Annotated in this window: 18 protein-coding genes; 15 read left to right on the forward strand and 3 right to left on the reverse strand. The window is 54.9% G+C overall.

What is annotated here, in order from left to right; genetic code table 11:
- Nucleotides 1-104 precede the first annotated feature (104 nt).
- On the forward strand, nucleotides 105-2,075 hold the full coding sequence (locus FYZ48_RS10165) for an FAD-dependent oxidoreductase (protein WP_149339980.1): 1,971 nt from the start codon (nucleotides 105-107) through the stop codon (nucleotides 2,073-2,075).
- Nucleotides 2,076-2,106: 31 nt separating this feature from the next.
- Here the strand turns inward: FYZ48_RS10165 and FYZ48_RS10170 are convergent, their stop codons facing one another.
- The 3 genes from FYZ48_RS10170 to FYZ48_RS10180 are packed head-to-tail and all read right to left on the reverse strand — an operon-like array spanning nucleotide 2,107 to nucleotide 6,496.
- Nucleotides 2,107-3,354, reverse strand: a complete 1,248-nt coding sequence (locus FYZ48_RS10170; protein ID WP_149339982.1) for an exo-alpha-sialidase — start codon at nucleotides 3,352-3,354, stop codon at nucleotides 2,107-2,109.
- Nucleotides 3,351-4,955 (reverse strand): FAD-dependent oxidoreductase, encoded by a 1,605-nt coding sequence (locus FYZ48_RS10175; RefSeq protein ID WP_149339984.1) that lies wholly within the window; start codon nucleotides 4,953-4,955, stop codon nucleotides 3,351-3,353. Before FYZ48_RS10175 ends, FYZ48_RS10170 begins: the two co-directional genes overlap by 4 nt.
- Nucleotides 4,952-6,496 (reverse strand): sodium:solute symporter, encoded by a 1,545-nt coding sequence (locus FYZ48_RS10180; RefSeq protein WP_149339987.1) that lies wholly within the window; start codon nucleotides 6,494-6,496, stop codon nucleotides 4,952-4,954. Before FYZ48_RS10180 ends, FYZ48_RS10175 begins: the two co-directional genes overlap by 4 nt.
- Before the next feature lie 85 nt (nucleotides 6,497-6,581).
- Between FYZ48_RS10180 and FYZ48_RS10185 the strand changes: the two genes are divergently transcribed.
- The 14 genes from FYZ48_RS10185 to FYZ48_RS10250 all read left to right on the forward strand — a co-directional run bounded on the left by FYZ48_RS10185 (nucleotide 6,582) and on the right by FYZ48_RS10250 (nucleotide 17,232).
- Nucleotides 6,582-7,325: an AraC family transcriptional regulator gene (locus FYZ48_RS10185; protein ID WP_149339989.1), complete on the forward strand. Its 744-nt coding sequence runs from the start codon at nucleotides 6,582-6,584 to the stop codon at nucleotides 7,323-7,325.
- Between the two features lie 134 nt (nucleotides 7,326-7,459).
- Nucleotides 7,460-7,879 carry a hypothetical protein gene (locus tag FYZ48_RS10190; RefSeq protein WP_149339992.1) on the forward strand — a complete coding sequence of 140 codons (420 nt, stop codon included), beginning with the start codon at nucleotides 7,460-7,462 and terminating at the stop codon, nucleotides 7,877-7,879.
- 56 nt (nucleotides 7,880-7,935) lie between these two features.
- Nucleotides 7,936-8,328 (forward strand): hypothetical protein, encoded by a 393-nt coding sequence (locus FYZ48_RS10195; RefSeq protein WP_149339994.1) that lies wholly within the window; start codon nucleotides 7,936-7,938, stop codon nucleotides 8,326-8,328.
- Between the two features lie 82 nt (nucleotides 8,329-8,410).
- Complete coding sequence (locus FYZ48_RS10200) at nucleotides 8,411-8,905, forward strand: hypothetical protein (protein WP_149339996.1); 495 nt, start codon at nucleotides 8,411-8,413, stop codon at nucleotides 8,903-8,905.
- A gap of 248 nt (nucleotides 8,906-9,153) precedes the next feature.
- Complete coding sequence (locus FYZ48_RS10205; protein WP_149339998.1) at nucleotides 9,154-10,023, forward strand: hypothetical protein; 870 nt, start codon at nucleotides 9,154-9,156, stop codon at nucleotides 10,021-10,023.
- Between the two features lie 13 nt (nucleotides 10,024-10,036).
- Nucleotides 10,037-10,402 (forward strand): hypothetical protein, encoded by a 366-nt coding sequence (locus tag FYZ48_RS10210; RefSeq protein ID WP_149340000.1) that lies wholly within the window; start codon nucleotides 10,037-10,039, stop codon nucleotides 10,400-10,402.
- 51 nt (nucleotides 10,403-10,453) lie between these two features.
- Entirely contained in the window at nucleotides 10,454-10,843 is a 390-nt protein-coding gene (locus FYZ48_RS10215) for a hypothetical protein (protein ID WP_149340002.1), read from the forward strand.
- A 283-nt stretch (nucleotides 10,844-11,126) separates the two neighbouring features.
- Nucleotides 11,127-11,489, forward strand: a complete 363-nt coding sequence (locus FYZ48_RS10220; RefSeq protein WP_149340004.1) for a hypothetical protein — start codon at nucleotides 11,127-11,129, stop codon at nucleotides 11,487-11,489.
- Between the two features lie 62 nt (nucleotides 11,490-11,551).
- Nucleotides 11,552-12,214 carry a DUF4328 domain-containing protein gene (locus FYZ48_RS10225; RefSeq protein WP_149340006.1) on the forward strand — a complete coding sequence of 221 codons (663 nt, stop codon included), beginning with the start codon at nucleotides 11,552-11,554 and terminating at the stop codon, nucleotides 12,212-12,214.
- Nucleotides 12,215-12,253: 39 nt separating this feature from the next.
- Entirely contained in the window at nucleotides 12,254-13,402 is a 1,149-nt protein-coding gene (locus FYZ48_RS10230; RefSeq protein WP_149340008.1) for a tetratricopeptide repeat protein, read from the forward strand.
- A 13-nt stretch (nucleotides 13,403-13,415) separates the two neighbouring features.
- Nucleotides 13,416-14,183, forward strand: a complete 768-nt coding sequence (locus FYZ48_RS10235; protein ID WP_149340010.1) for a hypothetical protein — start codon at nucleotides 13,416-13,418, stop codon at nucleotides 14,181-14,183.
- A gap of 39 nt (nucleotides 14,184-14,222) precedes the next feature.
- Complete coding sequence (locus FYZ48_RS10240) at nucleotides 14,223-14,993, forward strand: hypothetical protein (RefSeq protein ID WP_149340012.1); 771 nt, start codon at nucleotides 14,223-14,225, stop codon at nucleotides 14,991-14,993.
- Nucleotides 14,994-15,031: 38 nt separating this feature from the next.
- Nucleotides 15,032-15,817: a hypothetical protein gene (locus FYZ48_RS10245; protein WP_149340014.1), complete on the forward strand. Its 786-nt coding sequence runs from the start codon at nucleotides 15,032-15,034 to the stop codon at nucleotides 15,815-15,817.
- Between the two features lie 884 nt (nucleotides 15,818-16,701).
- Complete coding sequence (locus tag FYZ48_RS10250) at nucleotides 16,702-17,232, forward strand: hypothetical protein (RefSeq protein WP_149340016.1); 531 nt, start codon at nucleotides 16,702-16,704, stop codon at nucleotides 17,230-17,232.
- Nucleotides 17,233-17,475 lie beyond the last annotated feature (243 nt).

Consider the following 17,475-nt stretch of genomic DNA (forward strand, 5'->3'; position numbering starts at 1 on the left):
TCAAGAACGTTAAGCATGGTGTTGCTTCGTCTGGCATCCGGCGGTAAACCATAAAGATTGTTTATTCCTGCTGAAAACTGATCCTGCAAACCTGGTCTGACATCATGATATTATCCTGTCTGCGTCAATGGACTTTTCTGGCGATCCTGACTTTGGTCGCCTTTTCCGGAACGAGTACTGCTGTGGCACAGCCTGAAACCGTGGAGGCGGATGTCTGCATTTACGGGGCGACTCCTTCGGGGATCCTGGCGGCGGTGGCGGTGCAGCGTGCGGGGCGGTCGGCGGTGATTGTGGAGCCCAGCCGCTGGGTGGGGGGCATTCTGGGATCGGGGCTTAAGCCGATGCAGGACTGTCCCAACTATGCGGCGACCGGGGGAATGACCCGGGGGCTGTTGAAAAGCCTGGGGCAGCCGAACTGGACCGAAGATCGAACTGAGAACCGCCGGGTGCTGGCAGAGATCAGTCCGAAGACGATTCGCGAAGACTTTCAGAAACTGCTCGCGGCGCATAAGATCAAGGTGATTTTCGATCATCGCATTGCCGGTTGTAAACCACAGGATGGAGACAAAACCGCGATTCAGGCGGCTCTGTTCGATCGGGCCCCCTTCGACAAACTGGGGACGCCGGTCGTGGAGCCCGAAGCCCGTGAAGCGTTGCGCGTCGCGGCGAGGATCTTTATTGATGCCAGTTACGAAGGGGATCTGCTGGCGAAAGCGGGCGTTTCCTATCGCGTGGGGCGGGAATCGTCGGAGGAGTTTGGCGAGGAATTCGCCGGTGTGCAGCCCCCGGTGGGGTTGACTCCTGTAGATCCGTTCCAGACTCCTGGTGATCCGGAGAGTGGCCTGTTACGCGGGGTGGAAAAGGATCATGGGAGGCCGCTGGGGGCGGCGGACGATTACACACAGGCGTACAACTTTCGGTATTACACGACCAGCGATCCCGCACACCGGGCTCCGTTTGGTGTGCCTAAGGATTACCGGGCGGAAGACTTCGAACTGGTGGGCCGGTATGTGGAGTATCTGAAACAGCAGCATCCCCGCGAGAAGGACCTGCGGCAGCGGCTGATCGGAATTTTTCCGGGCTGGAAGAACTCGGGCGAGTGGAACTATCAGCGGAGTTCGCTGATTTCGATGTCGCCGGTGGGCATCAGCCGGTTTTATGCCGACGGTGATGTCGCCGCGCACGTGAAGATCTGGCAGGCACACCGGGACTATTTGAGCGGGCTGCATCATTTCATGAGTACCGATGAACGCGTGCCTGAGTTTTATCGTCAGGAAGTAGCTGAGCTCGGTCTGGATCAACGCCCTCATCCCGAGACAGCCGGCTGGCCGCACCAGTTGTATGTGCGTGTGTCGCGCCGCCTGGCGGGGCGTTATACGGTGACGGCACACGATGTGTATAACAAGACAGAGATCGAGGACCCGATCTGCCTGACGCAGTACGGGATTGACGTGTACCCGGTTCGGCGGATCTGGTTACAGCAGAAGGGGCAGACCCTGGTCGGTCTGGAGGGCAAGATGTTTGTCGGTGGTTCCAAGGGGCCGACGAATCAGCCCTACCCGATTGCCTATCGGGCGATCACACCTCAGCAGGACGAATGCACAAACCTGCTGGTGCCGGTCTGTTTTTCAGCGACGCACCTGGGATACGCCTCGGCACGAATGGAGCCGGTGTTTATGATCTGCGGTGAGTCGGCGGGGATCGCGGCCTGTCAGGCCCTGGCGGAAAACTGTGCCGTGCAGGAAATCGATGCGAAAGCCTATCGACGGGCCCTGGAGCGTGCCGGGCAGAAACTGGTGTGGGATCCCGCGACGGATCAACCCGACTCAGGTATGGGAAAATCAGGGGGTCGCTATACGATGCGGGGGCTGCTCCAGGAGTGCGATGCGGATGACAACGGGACGGTCTCCCAGGCGGAATGGAATGAAAAGAAATCTCCCTATGAGTGGCTGTTCGAGATCATCGATACGAACAGCGACGGACAGCTCGTCGCCGGCGAATACGAGGCGTTTCAGAGGTATAAAGCGCAGCACCCGGACTGGCAGAAACGGATTAAAACCGCAGGCCTGAAGTGATTTCACGGGTGGCCTGCGGAACGCGTTCCGTCTAGTTGTGGTCTGATTTCAGCAGAGTATCGATGTCGGTAAGTTTTACGCGGAAGACTTCGGTCTGCAGCTTGTTGCGTGAGAAGGCGATATAGAGGGAACCGTCGCGCTCGATGACGTGCGGGTATTGCAGACTGGCGATGCCGGCACTGAATTTCTTGTTCAGCGAGGCAAGCTCAGCGGGGAGTTCGGTTGGTGAAGGAATCTCCAGCTTTGCCAGGCGGGTGAAGGTTTTGTTGTCGGGGCTGACTGCGAGGTGGAGTTCGCGGCGGTTGACCTGGGGATTTGCATTGAGAACGAGCACGCGGTAACCGTGGCTGGTGGCCAGCGAAAACAGTTTGCTTTTCGCGTTGGGGAAGTTGGAGAGGACCGGGGTATCCCAGGTGCGGCCTTCGTCTTGGGAAGTCGAGAAGAAGAGCCGCTGTGATTTGCCGTTGTCCCGGAAGAGTGCATACAGGCTGTTATCGGGCAGGACCCAGAAGATCGGTTCGTCGGGACGGAAGCCAGAGACCTGTTTGACGCCCACGACCGGAAAGGACTTCCAGTCGTTGAGGGCTTTGACGCCGCCGATCAGTACGCTGACATTGAACCGCGAATCGCGGCGGGTGAGAATCCAGTTGTCGGAAGGGAGCTTCTGCGGGGGGAAGTTGTTGATGGCATTGTCGTAGAGCTTGCCCTCATAGACCCACTTATCCTGCTTTGGTTCCCAGCGGTAGGCGACCAGTTCCAGGTGCTTTTTGTCCGGAGGGCCGAACGCGCCGTGTCCCTGGTATTTGGCTGCTAACGTCAGCAGTTGACCATCGCGGAGCCAGAGTCCGCGGGCGATGAAGGCGTGGGGCTTTTCGGGAGTGCCGGTTACCGATTTTGCGGTGCTCCAGTGGAGACCATCGACGCTGGTGGCGTACTTGATTTCCTGGGTCGGTTCATCTTCGATGCGGGGGCCGTCGCTCCAGATGCACCAGAACTTGCCATCATGATAGATCAGGTAGTTGTGCAGGTTCAGTCGCAGGTCGCGGAGGTCGATCTTGTCTGATTTTCTCGGGTAAGGGCCCAGGGCCGCCGGGTTGATGATGGCGTGTTCGCCTTTGAGTACCGGGAGGCTTTGGTAATCGATGGCTGCGGGATCGGTGCCGGAACCGGGGAGGTTCAGAACGGTGACCGGTGAGTCTGATTTCTCTGCTCCGGTAATGGGAGTGATCGCAGCGGTGATTGAGGTCAGAAGGGTGAGCGTATAAATCAGCTGTTTCATGACTGGGGTTCCCTGGTGGAAGCGTGGTTGAGTTCAGGTTGATGTTGGAGGATCTGACCTTCGCTGGCCAGTTGCTGTTGCAGTTCGTGAATCAGAATGTTGCGCGGGGCACACTGTTGCGCAATCGCCAGGTGAGCGGCGACGCCGGCGGCTTGCCCGAGGGCCATCCAGGTGGGTTCCATTCTAATCGAAGAAAAGGCGACGTGCGTCGTCGAGGCAGCCACCGGGACGAGAAGTCCGTCGATGGTCTGCGGTACCATGATCCGATAGGGGATCTCGTAGGGGCGGGTAATCTGGTCCAGCATGCCGAGGTAACCTTCGAGGACGATGGTATCGCCCGGTTGTCTGGGCTGGCAGGGGAAACTGTCGATGGGGAATTCGCCGATGGCGATGGTGTCGGTAAAGGTTTCGATTTCTGCCTGGTCGATCCCCTGCTCCGGCTGATGGGTGATGTGTCTTTCCGTGAGGGTGAATTCTCCCAGGAGGCGACGGCCCTCGCGGATGTAGAGCTGCCAGGGGAAATGTTGATTGTCGGTGAATTCGTCCTGCGGGAGATGATATTGTCGGGCGATCTGGCGATGTTGCATTGGAATCTGCGCGTCGTTTTGCAGGAACCAGAGCAGACCGAGAGTGCGATTGCGGATGCGGGTTGAGATGGCGGCGCGGGTGGCGGCGTCTCCGGTGATATAGCCGCGGTTCAGTTCCGGAAAGGGGAAGCCGAGCGGACGCGGGTTGATGTTGACGTCGGTTTTGTGGTTGGGGAGTGGCGTGACGCTGAGGGCGCGGACCAGCGTGTTAAAGTGAGCGGGTTCGTAACCCCGGCCCGGTTTGAACTGTAGCGGACCGGCCAGACGACCGGCGGCCAGATCGTCAAAGTAGCCGAGGTAGTGGCGGCGGTCATAGTCGGGAGGCGGGTCGGTTAAAGGGGCCGCGTTCGCGGGATCGGTGGTCAGGCAGAGACGGTACGTGTAGGCGGGGAGTCGGTCGTCGCCTGCACCGGTGCTGCCGGGGAGGAACTGTTGTCGCTGGTAGTCGAAGTAGATCTGACCGGCATGGGGTTCGTCGAATTCGTCGCGGGCTTCGCGTCCCATTCGGAAGTCGGCACCTGCAGCAGCCAGGAGATCGCCTTCATAGGTGGCGTCGAGGAAGACCTGTGCGTGGACGGTGATGTGTTGTTGCTTAGGGCTGAGAATGTCGATTGCTGTCAGTCGGTTTGCGCTGGTGGTCGCGGAGTCAAGAGAGTGACTGGTGAGGACGGTGATCTGAGGTTGTGCCTGGAGCATGTCGTGGAAGACGGTTTCGGCGACCGAGGGTTCGAAGTAATAGCCGTCCTGGTAGAGGGCGATGTCCTCCGAATCAGGGGCGTAGCGATCGAGGTAGTGCTGGTGGATCCGTTGTGTGAATTCCTGAAACAGGCCGCCAATCAGGTGGCGGCGTTCGACGTCGCTTTTGCCCAGGCCGCTGGTGGACATGCCGCCTAGGTGGGCCTGGGGTTCAATCAACAGAACACTGCGTCCGAGGCGGGCGGCTGCGATGGCCGCGGCGATGCCGCCGGGTGTGCCTCCGAGGATGGCGATGTCGGTCTGCAGGGTGCCGCTCATGGCTGTTGCTCCTGCGTCCAGACGGTCAGGCCGGTGAGATCACGGGGGTTGGGGCTGCGGAAGAGGCTGATCAGTAGTGCCAGCGATATGAAGGCCAGATTGACGAACAGGCCGACCCAGTAGGTGTGAATCTGGAGGGACCAGGCTGCGGGCAGCCAGCCGCCGGTACTCAGACCGAGATAGAGGTTAACCAGGATCGCCCCGGCCAATCCGATGACGGCGGCGGTGTTATCAACGCGGCGGGTGAAAAAGCCGAGCATGAACAGGCCGAGCAGACAGCCGCCAAAGACGGAGGCGATGATCCAGCTGAGGTCGTTCATGCTTTCCTTTTCGACGGAGCTGAAAAAGACGGCGCCGCCGATCATGGCAGCTGAGGCCAGAACGGCGATCAGGCGGGCGAACCGCAGGTAGAAGCGGTCGTCCCTGCCCGGGGCCAGCCAGGGTTTAAGCAGGTCGACCGTGGTGACGGTGGCGATGGAGTTGATTGAGGAGTCGAGGCTGGACATGGCAGCCGCGAGGACTCCCGAAATGACGAGCCCGGCCAGACCCGCGGGGACCTGGGTGAGGATGAACCAGGGGAAGACTTCGTCGGCCTGGAGGTTAGCGACTGTTGATTCCGGGAAGACGCGGTAGAAGACGAAGACGCAGGTGCCGACCAGGAAGAAGAAGGACCAGGTTAACACAGCGAGGACGGAGTAAATCGTGGTCGCCTTGCGGGCTTCACGGAGGCTGCGGGCGGCGATGAATCGCTGGACGACGTTCTGGTCGCTGGAGTAAATCGTCAGCCAGTTGAGCAGGCCCAGCAGGGAGACAGTCCAGAAAGTGCGTTCGGTCAGGTTGAAGTCAAACGAGCCGATGCCGAACTTACCCTGGGCAGAACCGACTTCAAAGACCTGCGTGAGTCCGCCGGGCAGACGCAGGACGATGATCGTGAAACAGAGGATGCCTCCCAGCCAGAGGACGATGGTTTGTATGACGTCGGTCCAGATGACGGCTTCAATCCCGCCGGCAATGGTGTAGAAGGAGATGAAGATGCCCACGCCTAGAATCACGAGGCGGATATCCCAGCCGGTGAGCAGGCTGACTGGAATTGAAACCAGGAAGAGGACTTTTCCGAGGCGGATCAACTGCAGCAGAATGAAACTGAGGGTGCCGTACAGTCGGGGGACGGTGCCGTAACGGTCGCCCAGGTATTCGAAAGCACTGGTGGTATTCCCCCGACGAAAGAAGGGAATGAAGACGATGATGGCCAGTACCGCGACGAAGGGTAAGGTGAGGTTGGAGATCAGCTGTCGCCAGTCGAGGGCGAAGGCGGCTGCGGGAAAGGCGAGGAACGTAACCGAGCTGATGGAGGTGCCCAGCATGGAGAGGCCGATGGCCCAGCCGGGGAAATTACGATCGCCGAGGAAGTAGTGTTCGGTCGACTGGTTGCGGCGGGAAAACCAGAGTCCCATTCCCGCCATGATCGTGAGATAGACAAGGATCGCTGCCAGGTCGAGCGGGCGAAAGTGAACCGAATTGGCGAGGAGCACTGATAACATAATCGGCCATCCTACTGTTGACGGTGCCGCTGCGGAATAGGAGAATCGGTTATTTATATGTCAAAAACGATCATCGGGAGTGGCTGTGTTGGAGAGTCCTTTTCAGTATGTTGCGAGCAGCCGGGTGCGGTTTCACCAGGAACTGCATCTGCGGCCCCGACGGATTTCGCATTACCGGTTTCTGTATGTGGAAGCGGGGAGTGGCGAGTATCGAATCGCCGAGGAATCGTTTCAGGTCGCTTCCGGTTGGCTGGGGCTGCTGGCACCCGGGGTGCGGGAGAACCGGTATTTCGGGCGGGAGCCGGTGTCGTATCTGTTCGTCGAATTTCAAGCGGCGACGCGGCTGACCGAACAGCCTGCGGTCCCCTTCCCGGGCCAGGAACCGCAGCGGTCGGCACTGATTGGTTTGTTGAAAACGATCCAGGCGGAACAGGCGGATGCGGGGGGCTGTCTCTTGGCGGCGGCGGTGCGGCTGATGTTTCCGGAGGGCGACCAAGGCACACAGCGACGGCTGGATGATCGGCTGCGGAAGGTGGTGCGGCTGATTGAAGCGGCCCCGGATCAGAATCATCGAATCAGCGCCCTGGCGGAGACTGCGGGGCTTTCGGAGCCGCATCTCAGGCGGTTGTTTCGCGAGCAGGTGGGCGAGAGTCCCAAGCAGTTTCTGAGACGGACCCGCATGGAATTCGCACGGCGGCTGATGCAGCAGGAGGGGTTGCGGGTGGGAGAAGTCGCGCACCTGTTGGGGTTTGCGAGTGTCTTTCAGTTCTCGGCCCAGTATCGGCAGGTGCTGGGGCATCCGCCTTCGGAGGATCGGGGGCCGGGGTGATGCGTCAGCAGGAGAATCTGTTTCGCTTCCTGACGTCGATATTCCGGGTGTGTATGATGTATGTGGTATGATGATCTGATGGTGGCAGGAGTGTCGTTAGTGCAATGTATTCAAAGGGAACTGATGGAGAGGTGATGGACGTCTTTAAGCGAATCAATGAGATTGTTGAGAAAACGAATATTGATGATTTCAGAATAGATTCTTATACAGGGGCTAATCTTCTGATTACCGGAAGTTTTGATTTCGCGTATTATCATGAGGTCGAAGTCGAGTTTCACGAGGTTATGTATCTTTCCTTGCCAGTTCTGTTTTCGAACCCACTCTTTCGGTTGGCCTCCGATGTCGAAATCGAAGTGGTTCGAAAATTCATTGCCGTCAGTGACAGGCATACGGTTTATTGTATTGAAGCTGAAAGTGATGCCAGTTTTGAGACAATTCCTTTTTATGTGGTTGCTGAAAGTGTCAGGCTGCGAGAAGGGATCGTTTATTATTATGAACGGGAACATTTAGAAGAGAATGAGCGGATTGCGGACTGGGTGAAACGAAAATCCTGAAGGTGGCCTGCTGCTCTTTTCTTTCAGCCGGATGTGCGTTGTCTGGTATTCACTGCATGATTAAGGACATCAGAGAATGTATCCTTGTATTGTTTTTTATCCTGCTCTTACCGATTCTTGTGCCTTATTCGCTGTTAATGGACCGGGTTGAGAAGCGCAGACTCAGGCAACTGGCGAGTCGGTTTGTCTGTGAGCAATGTGGTGAAGTGCTCGGAGTCGAGGCAATCCGACTGGCGGATGAACGCTGGGATGAGATGGAACTTCAGATGATGCGCATAGAAGAACCAGTTGCCAGGGTTGTGCGGTCTCGTCTACTCGATGCAATATGTCCGCACTGTGGTTGCCAGTATCTGTATCATAAAATGGAGCAGACTTTCATGAAGCGATCAGAAGTTGTGGGGCAGGATCCCGCGGATGCTGAAATGAAGGATCGTTGGTATCGTATCTAACCTGATGTCATGTGAGATGCTGGAATGCAGTTTGTTGTGAAGTTCTGATTGTGTCGTAATCAGGGGCAGCTTTAGTAGAACTATGGAATATGATCCGATCTATCATGTGACCTGTCGGCTTCAGTTGGAGTCGGGGCGGGAGTTGATTCTCAATCATCTGGAACAGTCACAGACTTATGCCGGGATGCTGGAAGGTGTCCCTGACAAGAAAGCCAATGATTGGGGGATTGATGTTGATCTGCGGCGTGCTGCACGTCGTGAGTATACATTGGGAGAGCCGTATCTGATTCCACCGCGCCGTCGTGATTATCAACATGAACCGGGGGATATGGAGCAGGAGCGTGCGCGGCGAGCGCATTATCCCACAGAGTGGGAACGCGATCCGGAGTGGATCCCGCTGGTTTGTTGTATTGGCTGTTTTCGTTCGTTTCCACCAGTCAATGATCCTGAGAAGCATGGCTCCAGCCTGACGGTGGTCTGGTATCAGGATGATTATGCGCTGCCGATCGATTCGCAGATATTAAAGGAATTGAAACGACTGGACTGGGATTCCCTGGCGATCGATTTTGCGTATTGAGGTTTTGAAAGATCTGGCAGGGGACGCCCCCTGCTCTGGAGAAACTGCTTGCAGTCTGCAGTCCTGAGTGCTACTTTGAAGCTGGCACTAGTCTCAATCGAAGCGTGACAGTCTCGCAGTAGGTTTTTCTGCGTGAGGAGGAGACTCTGCCCGAGCCGCGATGGCGGTTCGCATTTCTTCCAATCACAGTCTGTGGCGTATGCATGCTGTCGCTATAAGTGTGCTCATTCAATCTACAGGAGTGTGAAATGATTGTCCACGATCTGGTGCAGACTCAACGCACCTTGCTACGGAATGTCTGGTTCTGCTGTCTGGGGCTGGCGTTGCTCACGGTTGCACCGCTGGCAGTGCAGGCAGATGAGGAACCGCGGACTTCGGAAAATGATCCAGAACTGCAAGAGGACCTGAAAAAACTGCAGGGGACATGGGAACTGTACCACGGCAATGAACTCAAAGGAGCACCCACTATTCGCAGCGTGAAGATTATCGAAGGGAACATAGAAACGATGCGGCGTTACAACCTGCAGGGGAAATTGGCACGTGAATGGCAGGTCGAATTCATTCTGCAGAAAGACGGGGATTTGAAGATTTTTACGTTCTATCCCGTCGGCGGAAAACCTGGTCAGGGCGCTTCGTTTCTGTATCGCATCCAGGGGGATCGTTTTTTTGATGTGCCGGGGATGTTCACGGGCGAAAAATACCGCAACTATCTGCGGGAGCCGGCGTTCTGGGTCTGGAACCGGGTAAAAGATGAGGATGCGGACAGACAGAAGCAGACGAAATTGACTCCCGAGCAGCTGAATATCATCACGGTGATGCCGGGAGATCATATCTTTGTGGGGCATCGCCATCAGAACAAGTATCGAGAGATGAATCTGGATGAGCTGAAAGCGCACCTGGAAAAATATAAACCGAAGCAGGTCACGCTGGCCGTAGATCAGAAAGCGGATATGGAATTCACGAACAAGGTGATTAAGCTGTGCCAGGACCTGGGGGTGAAGGAGCTGGAGATCAGGAAGACGAGTGATGATCCGCTCTTGAAGTCGGAAACCAAACCAGAAGCGAAGCCTGAAGCAAAGCCTGAAGCAAAGCCGGAAAAGTCAGCCACGATATTTTAGCAGGTGCTCTGTTATGGCCGGTCGACCGAATGACTGTCCGCTGTGTGCGGCTCCTGTGGTGTTCAAGCAGGATGCTGACGCCGAATCGCTCTCTTGTCCGGTGTGTGGCTGCCGGATTGAGGGGGCTTCGCTGCTGCTGGCGTTCTGGGAACGGGAGCGGACGGCGATCGAACTCTCGCTCTCCGGCCCTGTGACACTGGAGACCCGGTTAAGCGAACTGGAGTATGAATCACTGACGCTGGTCGAACTGGTGATGTTGCTGGAAGACAATGTCGATGTCGTCGGTTCAGAAGTGGATTATGAGGCATTGAATCAGGCGCAAACCATGCGTGAGCTGTTAGGCCGCCTGTCGCATGTGATTGAGGCACGGCGACCCTGACTGTGTTTCTGAGAACGGGATTGTGACTGAAATCAGACTTGAGGAGAAATCATGAGCGAGCGACTGGAGGAGAAAACAAATCCGTTGATGGAGGCGGTGACCTCTGACGCGCGGTGGGAGTTAGAAGACGAGCTGTTGGTCCAGGTGCTGGGCTTTACACTATATGGTTATGCTTTTGGTGTGGGGCGGGTCATCTTTCTGATGGATGTGGAAGACATCAATGCGAGTGTGGCGGGACAACTGGCGGCACTGGGTGTCGGCCCGAAATATGCGCAGGGTCTGGTTGAAGCGGCGTTCGAATGTTTTATGAATGAAGAGGATCAATCGGTGCATTCGCAACTGGTGAATATCGGGCACTCACATATCGCGTCCGAAGATTTGAGCGAGTGTGTGGAATCGATTTTCAAGAACACCGAAACCCTGCGCGAGCATATGGAATGAGCGTGTGGCGTAGTGCTGGCACGCGCTGAGACGCAATTTTGATGTGCACACACCTCAGAATCGTAGCGTCATATAACGACAGCCGGATAACGACAGCCGGAATTCCTGAGATTAATTACGTTTCTCTCTGAAAACGTTTTTGAACTGGTGATCAGTATGGTATAAGTGTGAGTGTTCTGTGCTGGTTGCAGTACAGGCGCGGCAGAAGCACAACAGCGCGCGACGTGGTCTTCTGCATTCTACGTTAGCACGAATGACGACATCACATCAGGGGGAACGAGCTATGAGTAACGCAGAAGCGGCGTCGCAGGAAGAAATGATCCAGGCTGTCTATCACTTTGCTGCAGAGAAGATGCGGGACGGCGCGTCGAATCAGGAGATCCAGAAAGCACTGATGGAACAGGGCGTCGATGAAGAATCAGCGGGCATCATTGTGACGCAGCTGAATGAGCTGTGTGATCAACAGGCGAAAGAAGCCGGTCAGAAAAACATGATGTTTGGCGCCCTGTGGTGCATCGGCGGGATCGTGGTTACCGCACTGACCTATTCCGCTGCCTCCGAAGGGGGCTCTTACGTCGTGGCCTGGGGGGCGATTATTTTTGGTGCCGTTCAGTTCTTCCGGGGGATGTTTCAGACCGGAATATGAGTGGCTGGTGATTGTGACTGACTGAGAGATGACAACAATGATTAACGGGAACCAGACAGGAAATGAGCAAATATACTTACCGGGATGAAATCGGTTTTTCTAAATTCTTAATTGTATTGATCGTGTTGTCTGCCCTGTTGAACAGCGTGGCCGTGGGTAGCAGCGTGATGCTGTATGACATGCTGGTCGCGGTGCAGAAGGGAGCTGAAGTCACCGATGAAGTGGCCAATGCACACGATGCACGTCAGCTGGTGATCGGGCTGGTTCAACTCGCGGCGGCCATTTTTATTGGAATCATTTTCCTGATGTGGGTGTATCGAATGTGTCGCAATGCCCACAGTATTGAGAATGCCAAGCTCGATATTACACCGGGCTGGGCGGTAGGCTGGTATTTCGTTCCGCTTGCGAATCTCTGGAAGCCTTACCAGGCGATGAAGGAGACGTATGAGGCATTTATTAATCGCGAGAATGATTCGATGATCCTGCCCCTCTGGTGGTTCGCCTGGATTGTGGCGAGCATCATGGCGCGGGTCTCAACCCGGTTTGCAACGGAGACCGATACACTGGACCAGATTATGACGGGGGTTCAGGTCACGATTATTACTGATGTGATCGCCGTGTTCTTGGATGTGGCTGCGATCCTGATGGTGCTGACGGTCAGTCGTGTCTGTAATGAGCGTTTCGCGGTCGATCATTTCGAAGCCGCGACGGAAGACTGGGAGTGAACCAGGGCGATTTAATCGCAGGTAGAAGGAGCGGGAATTGTGAGAAGAACCATCGTTTCGCTTGTGGTTTATGTACTGCTGGTGCCGACTCCCCTGCCCGCCTGTTTCTGGGATTACGATACCCTGCAGATGGAGCGGCAGCGGTTTCCTTACGCGCAGGAACTGATCGCTGGTCATTTTCTCAGACATTCCGAGGCTTATTATCAATGGCGTGTTCAAGACTGGAGTGTCAAACCGTCTGCGGAACGGTCACTCGCTGATTTTGATGATCTGGCGGTGGCGTATGAAAAGCTGGGAGAGCATGACAGGGCGATCGAGGTCATTCAGGAAAAAATGGCGCGCTGGCCAGATGAAGGCCGCTATGAGTCGGAAGCGAATCTGGGGACGTTCCTGATTCACGCCGGTCGGTACGAAGAGGGGCTGGAACATATTCAACGGGCGATTGAAATCAACCCGGAAGCCCATTTCGGTCGTGAGGTCTATCAGAAGCTGCTGGTGAAATATGTGATTCGGCAGCGGGAACAGGGAGCAACCCTGCCATTAAAGCAAAGAGGAAACAACGGGTTTACTGCGTTTGTACTCGAACAGCAACAGATTCCGGAAGCAGACAGGCAGGCGGAGATCCGCAAGGCTGTGAAAGGCGTCCTGGGCATGATGCGTTTTGGGAATTATCGTTCGCCTATCCTGCTGGAAGCGCTGGGAGATCTGCTGTTGTCGAATGGACAGCAGGATGATTCCAAGCTGCTGGCTGCACGGGCGTACTTGAAGGCCTCTTATGAAGCTCCCGAGACGAAAGCGAAAGAAGAATATCGAACGAAAGCTGCCGAGGCGCTGCAGATGCAGTTTGGAAAAAAACTGAGTGAGCTGGAAACGGAATTACAGCAGGATATTAAAACGGCAGAAGAATACTACTCCCGGATTGAAGCGGATGAACATCACTGGTCTGAAAACGGGAAAAATCTGGATCATGAATTCAATTTGAAATATTATAAGAATCCAGCGTTACCTTATGCCCCGGATCCGGAAGTCGCACAATCAGGCTTCAAAGCGAAAACGGGGCTTACGATTGCCCAACTGGTCCAGAGGGCTCTGCTCTATGTCATGCTGGCTGGTGCGGTGGTATTATTGATCGTTCTCAGAATTTCCCGTAATCGGCGACGCAGGCTGGTGACAGATCAGGGACCGTAAGAAAGACGAAACGATGCAACAAACATCATCCTCTCTCATCGAAGTACCGGCGACACCGGAGTATGTGCTGGAGGTGCTGCTGGATCAGGCGCGTCAGGAGTGGAGCAAGCTGTCCTGCACACCCCCAGATCCGATTCTGGTGACACTTGATTCTCCGTTTGAAGAACTCTGTGAGGCGTGCGACTTCGAGGATTCTGAGGATATCTATTTCTGCCCCATTACCTGGTTTGATCTCAAGTATAATGAATGGGATGCTGTACTGTCTGGCAGCGTATTGGAATCAAGTCGTGATTACTGCGAGATCATTGCTTCTTTGATTACCATGCCACAGATTCCGCTGAGATCTTTTTGCGGCAAAACCTGTCAGCCGGCATCCGTTTTTCTTTCGATTCGAGCTCTGTTGCAGGAAGCGGGAGCCGATGTGAAAGACATCGCACCTTCGACTTCGTTGAAGGAATTCACCCGCTGTTACACTGAAACGTTCCTGGGGCCGATTGCAAAGCTAGCCCCCGGTTCTCTACCGGATGTGGATCTGGATGACGGGGGTAAGTTTCGCAGAGAAATGATAAAAGGCCTCTGGAGCATACCCGTGCTGATTGGGTTTTTGATCAAAAGCTGGGCTCCCCTCTATTTTGTTATCGTACTTCTGGTTTACCTGAAATTGATTTTAGACTCCTGGGGAGATGAAACAGCCCCGAATGCACGAGTCGATTTTGGAGAGTTGCGTACGTTTCGGGATCTGTCGGAGCTGATTGCCCAGCGTGCTGTGTTTCAAGCGTGAGTGGTGGGAGCACGGTGTTTCTTTTTTCATGGAGATGACATGATGGAGTCAGCAGAGCCTGTTTTGCGACAGCCGACGACACCGGAGTATGTGCTGGAGGTGCTGCTGGATCAGGCGCGACAGGAGTGGAGCAAAAGCTTAAATATTTCCGAGGAAGAAGAAATCCCGGTGACGCTCGATTCTCCATTGGACACGCTGTTTGAGGCCTGTCAGCTCTATGACTCAGCGGTGATAAGTTTTTATACGAATATCTGGCTGGGGTTGAGCGAGTCAGACTGGACGCAGGTGGTATCGGGGCCTCAGATACACACAGTGCGCGATTTTTGTGAACGGATCGCCGCGCGAATGACAATGCCGGTGATTTCACTGGAGACTTTTATCGGTCGAACGTGTCGACCTGCGTCTGCTTTTCTGGCGATTCGTTCGCTGTTGCAGGAGGCTGGTGTTGATGTCGCGGACGTTGCTCCATCGACTTCGTTATCGAAACTGACACGGCAACACCTGGATCAGTTTCTGGGACCGATCGCCAAACTGGCCCCGGGGGGATTGCCTACTGTGCAGGTGAAACGACCGGTGTGGGATACGAACTGGATTGGAACAGCGGCTATCATATTCTATCTTCTCCTTTGTCCGCTGAGTGTTGGATATGGTACTGCAGCTTATCTGTTGAGTCTGTTTGTGTTGGCATGCCTGGTGATTGCTGCCTATGGCACTAAGGAACGTGATCCGGTCCGGGTACGATTCGGGAACCTGCGTACGTTCAGAGATCTGTCGGAACTGATAGCCCAGCGTGCTGCGTTTCAAGTGTGAAGGTGGGAGCACGGTATTTCTCATTTCATGGAGATGACATGATGGAGTCAGCAGAGCCTGTTTTGAGACAGCCGGTAACGGCGGAATATGTGCTGTCGGTGTTTCAGGACCAGCATCGACAGATCTTCCTGCTGGAGCATGATATGCTTCCTCGTGAAGAACTGACTTTTGAGACACCGGTCGAAGAATGGCAGTGGCAATGCGATTATCTGGAATGGCGGCCCCTGGGACGAGCCTGGAATGAATCCTGGGGTATTGACCTGACCGATGAAGAGTGGCGCGAGGTGCTTACCCCAAAACGCAAGAAAACTCTGGGTGGTGTGTGTGAGTTGATCGCCCGGCATGCTTCTGCCCCTGTGATTCGTGAAGAGACGTTTTTCGGGAAGCCGTGTCGCCCTGCCTCGGCGTTTCTGACGATCCGCGCGTTACTGAAGGAAGCAGGCGCGGATGTGTCAGAGATCGCCCCTTCAAGTTCACTGTTTCCTTATACAAATCAGTTCGCTGGTACTTTCCGTTGGAACATTGCGAACCTGGCCCTGGGAGCCCTGCCGGGGGCTGAGGTCATTAACTGGGATTTGTACCGGGGGGCCGATCTTAGTCTGCTCTGGATGACGGGGACGCTGCCCTTCGCATTGATGTTTTCTCTGGGGAGTCACAGCCTATGGCTGATGCTCGTTCCCGGTTTCTTTCTACTGTTGTTCCTGCTGTTTCGCTGGCAATTGCATCATCTAGGAGGACGACGGTTACAATTTGGAAAGCTTCAGACGTTTCGCGATCTGGCGGAGTTGATTGCGACCGAGGCGCCGGTGGTAGTGACGACCTGAGCAGACTGGTGGGGAGGTTATTCCCTAAATATTGTCGGGTGATCCAACAGTGCCTCCTGGTTAGAAAATAATGTGCTGGCTTCTGCGAACACTGGTCTAACCGGGGCTAACACTCTACGGCTCAGCTCCTGCAGATCCGGGTAACGCAAACATCTCTCTGTAACGACTCCTGGTTTTCACTTCTGCACTGCAGGGACGCCTGCTGTTCAGCTATGCGCAGTCGGTAACCTGTCATACCATCTGATTCTGGCTAGCTGGTCCTGGCCGGGCCGAGTAATTCGCTAGTGCAGATTTCTTACAGAGGACGACGGTGATGCTGATCGATGGTTCTGATATTGTGGAACGGCGGCTGGGGGTCAAGATGGAATTGTGCTTTGAGTACTTCGGGAAATGCAGTGAGTATTTTGTGAGTTGTCTGCGAAACGGTTTGAATGTGCTCCGAAATGATTTGAAATCATACGAGACAAAGAGAACCGATGCGGGTTGTTCCGGTGAAAAACTGGAAAAATCGACGGTGATTCAGGTGAACCCGGGTCACTTAAGCGTGGTGTTCCGGTGCACGCATCGTCCGCCTCGCGCGCGAAGCACAATTGCAACACTTTATGATTCGGAGAGTGACGATCAAGTGCAATCTGTGCATGTACCGGTGAGGCAGGTTCAGTGATAAAAATGACTGACGAAGTAGAACAGGCGATTTGTAATTGCCGAGATAATGTGATCCGAAGGTTGGCTGACTGCGTTGGTGTTAGTGGTAAGTCAGAAAATGATCCGGTTTCCGTTCCTGTTGAGGCACTACCCCTCACTATGGTGATGATATTCTGATAAGATACAGATTGAAAAACTGCAGGCAGAGTAGCCGGCTCGATTCGGCGGGAGAGAGTTTTATGCAAAAAGAAGATGTGGCTTATATTGGTTGTCGACTGGTGGGGCTGTTCTATGCGATCAAGGCGCTGGAGACGGTGGCATCGTTCGTGATGATGATTGTGGCCTTCAGAGCGGGGGCTGAGTTTCCGGCATCGAAGGCGGCGATGTTTTATATGCAACTGATGCCGTTCACGTTTTATACGATTGTGGCCTGTATGCTCTGGTTTGGAGCCGGGACGATTGTCAAATATCTGCTGCCGGAGATTGATGCTAAAGCTTCCTCATCCAAACCAACTGTCGAGCAGATTCAAGCGGTGCTGTTTTCCGCGGTGGGGCTGCTGGTGTTGACCTGGGGGATCACCGATTTGGGGAGCGTGCTGTATCAACTGTTTCAGCTGAAAAAAGCCAGCAACTATGCCGTGATCCCCCCGACACTGCAGGCCCAGTGTGTGGCGGTCGCCTGCCGGCTGCTGCTGGGTTTCTTACTGGTGTTTGGTTCGCGTGGATTGAGCGGTCTGTTGACGCGGTTTCGGCAGCCTGAGCTCAGGTGAGCGTTGTTGTCCGTTATCCAGGGACTTGCTGCAGACACAGCAGTGAATGCGATCTGATCAGATTATTCCGTTGAAAGCCAAAATGGTATTGGCCTGTTATTAATTCGGATTAAAATGTCCCATAGTAAACATTGTCGCGAGATTCCCGGTCGTGTGTATGAGTGAGGTTGCGTGCTGATGAGATGATGTCGATTCTCATTCAAAGAGTTCCCAGTTTATTTTGATTCCGATCATGTTGGGAGT

This window comes from Gimesia chilikensis (assembly GCF_008329715.1).
Classification (GTDB): Bacteria; Planctomycetota; Planctomycetia; order Planctomycetales; family Planctomycetaceae; genus Gimesia; species Gimesia chilikensis.

Bases quoted from the DNA above. Each gene is read 5' to 3' on its own strand.
- FYZ48_RS10165 (WP_149339980.1), top strand. From the start codon at position 105: ATGATATTATCCTGTCTGCGTCAATGGACTTTTCTGGCGATCCTGACT.
- FYZ48_RS10170 (WP_149339982.1), bottom strand. From the start codon at position 3,354: ATGAAACAGCTGATTTATACGCTCACCCTTCTGACCTCAATCACCGCT.
- FYZ48_RS10175 (WP_149339984.1), bottom strand. From the start codon at position 4,955: ATGAGCGGCACCCTGCAGACCGACATCGCCATCCTCGGAGGCACACCC.
- FYZ48_RS10180 (WP_149339987.1), bottom strand. From the start codon at position 6,496: ATGTTATCAGTGCTCCTCGCCAATTCGGTTCACTTTCGCCCGCTCGAC.
- FYZ48_RS10190 (WP_149339992.1), top strand. From the start codon at position 7,460: ATGGACGTCTTTAAGCGAATCAATGAGATTGTTGAGAAAACGAATATT.
- FYZ48_RS10195 (WP_149339994.1), top strand. From the start codon at position 7,936: ATGATTAAGGACATCAGAGAATGTATCCTTGTATTGTTTTTTATCCTG.
- FYZ48_RS10200 (WP_149339996.1), top strand. From the start codon at position 8,411: ATGGAATATGATCCGATCTATCATGTGACCTGTCGGCTTCAGTTGGAG.
- FYZ48_RS10205 (WP_149339998.1), top strand. From the start codon at position 9,154: ATGATTGTCCACGATCTGGTGCAGACTCAACGCACCTTGCTACGGAAT.
- FYZ48_RS10210 (WP_149340000.1), top strand. From the start codon at position 10,037: ATGGCCGGTCGACCGAATGACTGTCCGCTGTGTGCGGCTCCTGTGGTG.
- FYZ48_RS10215 (WP_149340002.1), top strand. From the start codon at position 10,454: ATGAGCGAGCGACTGGAGGAGAAAACAAATCCGTTGATGGAGGCGGTG.
- FYZ48_RS10220 (WP_149340004.1), top strand. From the start codon at position 11,127: ATGAGTAACGCAGAAGCGGCGTCGCAGGAAGAAATGATCCAGGCTGTC.
- FYZ48_RS10225 (WP_149340006.1), top strand. From the start codon at position 11,552: ATGAGCAAATATACTTACCGGGATGAAATCGGTTTTTCTAAATTCTTA.
- FYZ48_RS10235 (WP_149340010.1), top strand. From the start codon at position 13,416: ATGCAACAAACATCATCCTCTCTCATCGAAGTACCGGCGACACCGGAG.
- FYZ48_RS10240 (WP_149340012.1), top strand. From the start codon at position 14,223: ATGATGGAGTCAGCAGAGCCTGTTTTGCGACAGCCGACGACACCGGAG.
- FYZ48_RS10245 (WP_149340014.1), top strand. From the start codon at position 15,032: ATGATGGAGTCAGCAGAGCCTGTTTTGAGACAGCCGGTAACGGCGGAA.
- FYZ48_RS10250 (WP_149340016.1), top strand. From the start codon at position 16,702: ATGCAAAAAGAAGATGTGGCTTATATTGGTTGTCGACTGGTGGGGCTG.